Here is an 8,503-nt window from a genome sequence, read left to right as displayed (position 1 = left end):
CTTGCAGCCGCTCGGCCCGGCCGCCTGACGCGCCTTGGTCCGGGCCGCGTGACGTCGTCCTGGCTCGGGCCGTGTGGCGTCGTCCTGAGCACCCGGGGACAACGGCGTCTTCGTCGGCGGCAGCACCGGCGGCGGCGACCATGGGCAGTTTCCGGAGCCGGCCGCCTCGGCGGCGCGCGCTGTCCGGGAGCAGTGCCGCACGCGGGCCCTGTGCCGTCAGGAAAGTCGCCTTCGACTCTCCTGGTGGGCAAGTACCGATGCGGCGCCGAGCCGGCGCAGCCGGTCGTCGCGCCGCTCCAGTGCCTCGGCGGTGGTCGGGAAGAGGGTGGCGCCGCCCCGGCCGGCCAGGTCCTGGATCCCGGTCACGGACGCGCGGGTGGCGTGTTCGTAGGCGGCGAAGGCCGTGGTGTGGTCCCGGCCGGCCAGGGCGGCGGCGAGCCGGTGGGCGCCGACGAGCGCGAGGCTGGTGCCCTGTCCGGTGAGGAACGAGGGCGCGTACGCGGCGTCGCCCACCAGCGCGACCCGGCCGCTGGACCATCGGGGCAGCCGGATCTGGCCGGCCCGGTCGAAGAACAGGTCGTCCGCGTCGCGCAGGGCGGCCAGCATGCCCGGGACCTCCCATCCGGCGTCGGCGAACGCGTCGGCGACCAGGGTCCGTTGGGCTTCCGGGTTCCGCAGCGCGTCCCTCGGCGGTTCCGGGTGGGCGAAGGTCAGGAAGGCGTGTACGTCGTCGCCGTCCCCCACGGCGTAGAGCGCCGCGGCCCGGCCCGGGGTGTTCCACATCACGGTCTCGTGGGAGAGCCCGAGGGTGTTGCGCATGGTGAACACGGCGAAGCAGTAGCCGAGGTAGCGGTGGAACTGTTCCTCGGGGCCGAACAGCGTCTCGCGGGTGCGTGAGTGCATGCCGTCCGCGCCGAACACCATGTCGTACGTCCGCTGCCCGCCGCCCCGGAAGGTGACGTCGACGCCGTGGCCGGACTGGTCGAGGGTGTCGATGGAGTCGCGGAACAGGAACTCGACGTCGTCACGGACCGCCGTATGGAGCGCGTCGGTCAGGTCACCGCGCCGCACCTCCAGGTCCTCGCCCGTGACACCGCCGGTGACGGTGTGCGGGTGGAGCGAGGCCACCTCGCCGCCGAACCGGTCGAGGAAGGTCAGTCGGCGCAGGTCGACATGGGCCTTCCGCAGCCGGGGCAGCAGCCCCATCTCCCGGACGACGTCCAGCGCGGCGCCGCGTACGTCGACGGGGTAACCGCCGCTGCGTACGGTGGCCGCCTTCTCCACCACCGTGACGGCGTATCCGTGGCGGTGCAGCCAGAACGCGAGGGCGGTGCCCGCGACGCCGGCCCCGGAGATGAGGGCCGTGCGCCTCGGTGCGGTGCGGGGGTGCGCCGACGGTTCGGTGCGGGTCATTCCTTGACTCCTTTGCCGAGGGTGCGGACGACGGGCAGGGACAGCGCCGTGACGGCGCCCGCGATGAGGAAGCCGGTGATGAAGGCCGATTCGGCCGGGACGTCCGACCCGGCGGGGATCCCTGCGGTGAGGAGCGCGCCGCCGATCTGCGCGCCCACGGCGTAGCCGAGCACGCGGGTGACCAGGACCAGGCTGGTGGCGATGCCGGTGTCCCGCCGGTCGACGGAGGTGGCGATGCCGGTCACCAGCGCGGTGACGCACAGTCCGTTGGCGAGGGCGATCAGCGCCTTGCCGACGACGAGGTGCCAGATCTGGGTGTGGACGGCCGACAGGGCGAGCAGGGCGCCGACCATGAGGAGGATCCCGGCGGTGACCACCGTACGGGAGCCGAGGCGCCGCACCCCGATGCCGCTGACCGGTCCGGCCAGTGCCGCGGCGACGGCGCCGGGCAGCAGGAAGAAGCCGATGGCGGTGGCGCCGGCGCCGAATCCGTAGGTGTCGCCGGACACCGCGAAGAGTTGCGGGACGAGATAGACCGCCATCGACGTGCCGAGGCAGATCACGAACGTCAGCACGCACGACTTCCACATCACCGGCCGGGCCAGCATCCGCAGGTCGACCATCGGCGAGGCCGCGCGCCGTTCGACAGCGACCCATCCGGTCACGAAGGCGGCGAGCAGGACGACGAGGGCGCCGAGCACGAGGGGCTGCGCGGCGATGTCGGGCGCCAGCGCGAGGACGAGCATCAGCGTGATCAGCGTCCCGCTCAGGAGGAGCAGGCCGGGCCGGTCGATCCCGCCGCCGTCCGACCGGCCCGGCGGATCGCGCGGCATCAGCCGGTTCACGAGGAGGGTGGCGCCGATGACCGCGAGGGTGGGCAGCGCGAACATCCAGTGCCGGGACAGTTGCTCGGCCACCGGTCCGGCGGCCAGTGTGCCCGCCATCCCGCCGCCGACGAACAGGCCGCTGACCACGCCGATGGCCACCTTCGACTCCCCGGCGGGGAGGTGGGTGCGGACGAGGATGAACGACAGGGGCAGCGCGCCCACCATCGCCCCTTGCAGGATCTGGCCGAGCAGCAGCACGGGCAGGTTCGGCGCCAGGGCGGAGACCAGGCCGCCGGCGGAGACCACCGTCATCAGCCGGACCATGACGCGTTTCCCGCCGTACCGGTCGCCGAGTTTGCCCGCGACCGGGGTGACGAGCGCGCCGGTGATCAGGAGCACGATGCTGAGCAGCGCGCCCTCGGCCGGAGTCATGTCCAGTTCACGTTGGAGGAGCGGCAGGGTCGGCGTCACCACCGACTCCAAGGCACCGGTGGTGACCGCGAGCAGGCCCAGGGCCCGGACGGCGGCCTTCCCGACGCGGGTCGGTGGAGCCGGGGTTGTGGTCATGACGTCCTTTCGGCGAGGGGGAGGGGCGGGAGCCGGTATACGGCCGACCCCCGTTCCGTAGGCGGGAGTCAGGGCCAGCGGCGCAGCGCCGCGCGGGCCGGCAGCGTGACCGCGAGCAGGGCCAGGCTCACGGCGCCGGCCGCGAAGGAGACGTACAGCAGCGGGGGCACGTAGGGGCCCTCGCCGGTGATGCCGCGCATCATCGGGATCAGCGTGGCCGCGGCGATCGCGGAGCCGAGGACCAGGCCCACCACGGCGACCAGCAGGGCCTCCCACCGGAGCATCGTCAGCACCTGGCGCCGGGTGGAGCCGACCAGGCGCAGGGTGCCCAGCTCGCGGCGGCGGTCCAGGACCGTCATCACCAGGGTGTTGACGGCGGCGATGGCGGCGAAGCCACCGAGGACCGCGGCCATGGTGTTGTTGGACCAGGCGCCCACCTCGGCGTCGAGGCTGCGCTCGGTGGCGTAGCCGGAGGCGTCGGTGACCCTGCCCAGCGCGGTGAGCGACTTCGCCGAGCCGCCGCGTACCAGCAAGGTGCTGTCGAGGTCCGAGGTGACGTGTCCGGTCAGGGACGCCCGGTCCATGGTCACCGAGGCCAGGCCGATGCCGCGGCCGTAGACGGCGACGATCTCGGGGCGGGCCTCGGTGCCGTCGGGGAGGTAGAGCGGCAGCCGGTCGCCGACGCCGGCGCCGGTGGAGTTCGCCAGGGTCCGGTCGATGGCGATACGGCCGGTGCCGAGCCGCTGGAGGCTGCCTTCGCGTACGTCGAGGTCCTGCACTTTCGCCAGCTGCGCGGCGGAGCCGGTGACGCCCTGGGTCGCGGCGCCTTCCAGCGACTTGAACTCGCCGGAGCCGGCCGGGATCAGCACCTCGGTGTTCAGCAGGCCGACGGCGGCCTCCACGCCCGGGGCGCGGGCGGCGCGGGCCGTCGCGTCCGCCGGGAGTCCGGCCGGGTCCGTGACCACGTGGTCCGCGGTGACGCCCGCGCGCAGTTGCCCGTCGGCGACATGGGCCTCGCTCGTGTGCATGAAGACGAGGGTCGAGGCGAACGCCATGGCCAGCACGATCGGGGTGATCGCGGAGGCCGTACGGCGGGCATGGGTACGGGAGTTGGCGGCCGCCAGTCCGGCGGCCGGGCCGGCGCCGCGCAGCGGGAGGCCGAAGAGGCCCGCGCAGAGCCGCGCCACCAGCGGGCCGAGCAGCGCGACGGCGAGCATGAAGAGCATGACGACACCGAGGGCGGCGCCCGCCGCGTCTCCTCCCGTCGAGGAGGCGGACAGCCCGGTGAGGAACCCACCGCCGACCAGGGCGGCGACGCCCAGTCCGGTACGGATCACACCGGGCCGCAGCCGTTCCACCGAGGCGTCGGTGAGCGCCTGTCCCGGCTTGGTCCTCGCGGGCCGGCGCCCGGCCGTCCAGCCGGCGACGAGCGCGGTGAGCAGCCCGACCGCGACGGCGGCGAGCAGGGGGAACACGGAGACGTGCATCCGCACCGCCTCGGGGATCGCGCCGCGGTCCCGGAGCTGCCCGAACCACCAGTGCGCGAGCCCGATGCCGGGCAGGCAGCCGATGATCCCGGCGAGCGGCGCGACGAGCAGTGCCTCGCCGGCGACCGCGCGGCGCACCTGTCGGGGGGTGGCGCCGACGGCGCGCAGCAGTGCGAACTCGCGGGCCCGCTGGGAGACGGACAGGGCCACGGTCCCGGCCGCGGTGAGGATCGCGACGATGGTGGCGATGCCGCCGAAGGAACCGCCGATCCCGAACAGCGTCCCCTTGGCGTGCCCGAGTCCCGGTTCCTCGACGGCGCCGCGGTCGTCGCCGAGGCGCACATGGGCCTCGGAGCCGGCCAGGGCCTCGCGTACGGAGTCGGCGAGGGCGTCGGTGCCGGTGCCCGGCCGCGCCAGAACGGCGATGGCGTCCGCCTTGCCGGGGTGGCCGGCGAGCACGGGGGCCTGGGTGTCGGCGAACCAGGCGAGCGTGGTGGCGCCGGTGTCCCGGACGGTCTCCGCGGGACCGGCCTCGGCGGCACCGGCGACCCGGAAGTCCCGCTGCCCTGCGGCGGTGCGCAGCGTGACGGTGTCGCCGACAGCGGCCCGCGCGGCCCGGGCGGTACCCGCGTCGAGCACGACCTCGCCCTCGCGGGGCGCGGAGCCGGTGGTCAGCGCGGTGCCGGTGAAGACGTGCGAGCCCCATCCGTGCCCGGTCAACACACCGCCCGGGACGGGCAGTTCTGGCTCTGCGCGCACCGGGAAGGTGAAGTCCGGTACGGCGGTGGCCGCGCCCGGCGCCCCGGCGGCCTTCGCCGCCAGCCCGGCGTCCACCCGGGCCGTGTCCGGCAGCGGGACCTTCTCCTCCTCGCGGTCCTCGCCGCCGCCGGTGACCAGGGGGACGTACTGGTCCGCCGCCGCGACGACCGGCGCGTTCGCGTACCGCTCAGGCGGCACCGACGCCCGCAGGCCGGTCTCCAGCAGGATGCCGCAGGCCGAGACGATCAGCGCGGACATCAGCAGCGCCAGGAAGGTCCCCGCGAAGGACGCGGGCTTGAAGCGGACGGCCTCGCGGGCGAGTCCGTTGGGGCGCCTCATGCCGCTGCCCCCGCCATCGTGTCCGCGCCGGAGGTACGGGCGGTGAGCGCCGCCATCCGCGCCGCGACGCGCTCCGCCGAACCGCCGTCCAGGCCATCGGCGAAGGCACCGTCCGCGAGGAACAGCACGCGGTCGGCCCAGGCTGCGGCGACCGGGTCGTGGGTGACCATGACGACGGTGGCACCGAGGGTGTCCACCGCGTGCCGGAGCAGGCCGAGGACCTCGGCGGCGGTGCCGGTGTCGAGGGCGCCGGTGGGTTCGTCGGCGAACACCACGTCCGGGCGCGTGACCAGCGCGCGGGCGACGGCCACCCGCTGCTGCTGGCCGCCGGACAACTCGGCGGGCCGGCGCCGCGCCTTGTCGGCGAGCCCGACCCGGGCGAGCACCTCGGCCGCCAGGCGAGGGTCCTGGCGCTGTCCGGCCAGCCGCATGGGCAGCAGGACGTTCTGCTCCACGGTCAGTGACGGCAGCAGGTTGAACGCCTGGAAGACGAAGCCGACGCGGCTGCGACGCAGCTCGGTCAACTCGTTCTCGCTCATCCCGGTGATCTCCGTACCGCCCAGGCGCACGGAGCCCGCCGTCGGCCGGTCGAGGCCCGCGGCGCACTGCAGGAAGGTGGACTTGCCGGACCCGGAGGGTCCCATGACAGCGGTGAAGGTGCCGCGCGGGAGGGCCAGGTCGACGCCCGCGAGGGCGTGCACCGAGCCCGCGCCGCGGCCGTACTGCCGCCGGACACCGCGCAGTTCGACGGCGACACCGGGTGTGGCGGCCGGGGCCACCGGTCCGTTGTCGGTCTGCTGTCGCTTGCCCCTGCGTAGCCTCATGTGCCGCCCTTTCGCGATCTCTCCTCGTGATGGGCAGGAGTGTGCGGAGGCGGTCGCGCGCCGGGCGTCATACCCGGGAGCCAAGATGGAGGTGCTACCGGGGTAGGGGGTGGGTGAGGTACCCCGCCGGGGCCTACTCCCCCGGGGTGACCAGCCCCGATTCGTACGCGAAGACCACCGCCTGGGCGCGGTCGCGCAGGTCGAGCTTGGTGAGGACACGGCTGACGTGTGTCTTCACCGTCTGCTCGGCCAGTACCAGCGTCGCGGCGATCTCCGTGTTGGACCGGCCGCGGGCCACCAGCGTGAGCACCTCGGTCTCGCGCTGGGTCAGGGCCTTGAGCCGCAGCGCGGGCTTGCCCCGGGCGGCGGGACGCTGCCGGGCGAAGTCGGCGATCAGGCGGCGGGTCACGGAGGGGGCGAGCAGTGCGTCGCCCGCGGCCACCACCCGTACCGCCGCGATCAGGTCGGCCGGCGGCGCGTCCTTGAGCAGGAAGCCGCTGGCGCCCGCGCGCAGCGCCTCGTAGACGTAGTCGTCGACGTCGAAGGTGGTGAGCATCAGCACGCGCGGCCGGTGTGTCACGCCCGGCGGGGGTTCGAGGATGCGGCGCGCGGCCTCCAGGCCGTCCATCTCGGGCATCCGTACGTCCATCAGCACGACGTCGGGATGGACCTGCCGGCTCAGTTCGACGCCCCGCGCGCCGTCGGGGGCCTCGCCCACCACGTCGATGTCGCTCTGGGCGGCCAGCAGCGCGGCGAAGCCCGCGCGCACCATGGCCTGGTCGTCGACGATGATGACGCGCGTCGTCACGTGAGGTCCTTCTCCGTCAGGGGTAGTTGTGCGGCGACCCGGAAGCCGCCGTCCGGCAGCGGGCCCGCGTCGAGGGTGCCGTCGGCGAGCCGGACCCGCTCGCGCATGCCGACGAGGCCGTGTCCGGTGCCGCTCGCCTCCAGAGGTGCGGCGGGCGGCTCGGGCGGCGGCCCGTTGACGACGAGGACGGTGAGCCGCGTCCCGTCCTCGGCGAGGGACACCGACACCTGGGTGGGGGCGCCCGGCGCGTGCCGTACGACGTTGGCGAGGGCCTCCTGGACGATGCGGTACGCGGAGAGCCCCACCGTCTCGGGCACATCGGCGTCGCAGGGGGTGAACTCCACCGGCACCCCCGCCCGTACGGTCGCCTCGACCAGTTGCCCGATCCGCGACAGGCCCGGCTGGGGCACCAGCTCGCCGTGCGCGTCCTCGCTGCGCAGTACGCCGAGGAGCCGGCGCATCTCGCCGAGCGACTCGCGCGCGGCCGCCGCGATGGACGTGAACTCCTCCCGTGCCTGCGGCGTCAGCCGGTCCAGGCGGTAGGCGGCGGTGTCCGCCTGCACCGTGATGACGGACATGTGGTGCGCCACCACGTCGTGCAACTCGCGGGCGATGCGGGCGCGTTCCTCCAGGAGTGTCCGCCGGTCGCGCTCGGCGGCGCTGATCGTCTGCTGCTCGGCCAGCCTGCGCTGCACCTCGTACCGCTCGCGGAGCGCGCCGGTGAGCAGCAGGGTGACGCCGCTGAGGATGGTGAGCAGGGCGGTCATGCCGTCGGCGCCGTGCGGGGCGACGAACATCAGACCGGTGTTGGCCGCGGCCGTCGCCAGCCACACCAGGATCAGCGTCCGGCGCGACTCGCGCAGGCCGAGGGCGAGGCAGAGGCCGACGTATCCGACGATCTGCATGGGCGGGAACGGCCACAGCAGCCGTGCCTCGAAGTCGACGGTGAGCAGGGCGAGCGCCCCGGCCACGTCCGCGACGAAGATCACGTACCAGGCCCGCAGCGGGCGCACCACGGCGAGCAGCAGCGGTGCCGCCTGGGGTACGGCGAGGGCGCTGGCGATACCGGCGTTCAAGCCGTAGTCGGCGCTGAGCACCTGGATGGTGGTGGGCAGCAGGGCGCAGCACAGCACGAACGCCAGGACCCACGGCAGCAGCCGCACCCATCGCCGCGCCGCCCCCGCGAGCAGCGCGCCCGAGGGCTTTCCCTCCGCCGAGATCATGTGCCCCAGCCTAGGCCCGACGCGGGGCCGGGGTGCTCGAGACCGCCCGGGCCGCCTGACCTCGGGGTCCTGGTGCCGTACGGCACACCGTCCTGGGCCGGGACGCCTGACGCCGCCCTGGTGCCGGGGCGCCTGACGCCGCCCTGGTCCGGGTCCTGCGCCGGGCGCGGCCCCCCTGGCCCCGGGAGTCGCGACCGGGTCCCGGGCCGCCGGCCCGTCCTGGTCTTGGACCCGGTCCGGGACGTGTGATGCCGTC

General features: G+C 74.6%; 6 protein-coding genes. All 6 read right to left on the bottom strand.

What is annotated here, in order from left to right:
• Nucleotides 1-216 precede the first annotated feature (216 nt).
• Nucleotides 217-1,413: an FAD-dependent monooxygenase gene (locus RIN80_RS15665; protein WP_309096209.1), complete on the bottom strand. Its 1,197-nt coding sequence runs from the start codon at nucleotides 1,411-1,413 to the stop codon at nucleotides 217-219.
• Nucleotides 1,410-2,807, bottom strand: a complete 1,398-nt coding sequence (locus tag RIN80_RS15660; RefSeq protein ID WP_309096208.1) for an MFS transporter — start codon at nucleotides 2,805-2,807, stop codon at nucleotides 1,410-1,412. The genes RIN80_RS15665 and RIN80_RS15660 overlap by 4 nt, the downstream gene beginning before the upstream one ends.
• A gap of 68 nt (nucleotides 2,808-2,875) precedes the next feature.
• Nucleotides 2,876-5,392, bottom strand: coding sequence for an FtsX-like permease family protein (locus RIN80_RS15655; protein WP_309096207.1), 2,517 nt, complete (start codon nucleotides 5,390-5,392; stop codon nucleotides 2,876-2,878).
• Nucleotides 5,389-6,216, bottom strand: coding sequence for an ABC transporter ATP-binding protein (locus tag RIN80_RS15650; RefSeq protein WP_309096206.1), 828 nt, complete (start codon nucleotides 6,214-6,216; stop codon nucleotides 5,389-5,391). Before RIN80_RS15650 ends, RIN80_RS15655 begins: the two co-directional genes overlap by 4 nt.
• Nucleotides 6,217-6,349: 133 nt before the next feature.
• A complete protein-coding gene (locus tag RIN80_RS15645) occupies nucleotides 6,350-7,024 on the bottom strand; it encodes a response regulator transcription factor (protein ID WP_309096205.1) in 675 nt (224 codons plus the stop codon).
• Complete coding sequence (locus tag RIN80_RS15640) at nucleotides 7,021-8,247, bottom strand: histidine kinase (protein WP_309096204.1); 1,227 nt, start codon at nucleotides 8,245-8,247, stop codon at nucleotides 7,021-7,023. Before RIN80_RS15640 ends, RIN80_RS15645 begins: the two co-directional genes overlap by 4 nt.
• Nucleotides 8,248-8,503: the final 256 nt, after the last annotated feature.

The sequence above is a fragment of the Streptomyces sp. genome (genome assembly GCF_031181705.1).
Classification (GTDB): domain Bacteria; phylum Actinomycetota; class Actinomycetes; order Streptomycetales; family Streptomycetaceae; genus Streptomyces.
The sequence above is the reverse complement of the archived record's forward strand: the minus strand, read 5'-3'. Positions and strand labels throughout refer to the sequence as shown.

Bases quoted from the DNA above. Each gene is read 5' to 3' on its own strand.
- RIN80_RS15665 (WP_309096209.1), bottom strand. From the start codon at position 1,413: ATGACCCGCACCGAACCGTCGGCGCACCCCCGCACCGCACCGAGGCGC.
- RIN80_RS15660 (WP_309096208.1), bottom strand. From the start codon at position 2,807: ATGACCACAACCCCGGCTCCACCGACCCGCGTCGGGAAGGCCGCCGTC.
- RIN80_RS15655 (WP_309096207.1), bottom strand. From the start codon at position 5,392: ATGAGGCGCCCCAACGGACTCGCCCGCGAGGCCGTCCGCTTCAAGCCC.
- RIN80_RS15650 (WP_309096206.1), bottom strand. From the start codon at position 6,216: ATGAGGCTACGCAGGGGCAAGCGACAGCAGACCGACAACGGACCGGTG.
- RIN80_RS15640 (WP_309096204.1), bottom strand. From the start codon at position 8,247: ATGATCTCGGCGGAGGGAAAGCCCTCGGGCGCGCTGCTCGCGGGGGCG.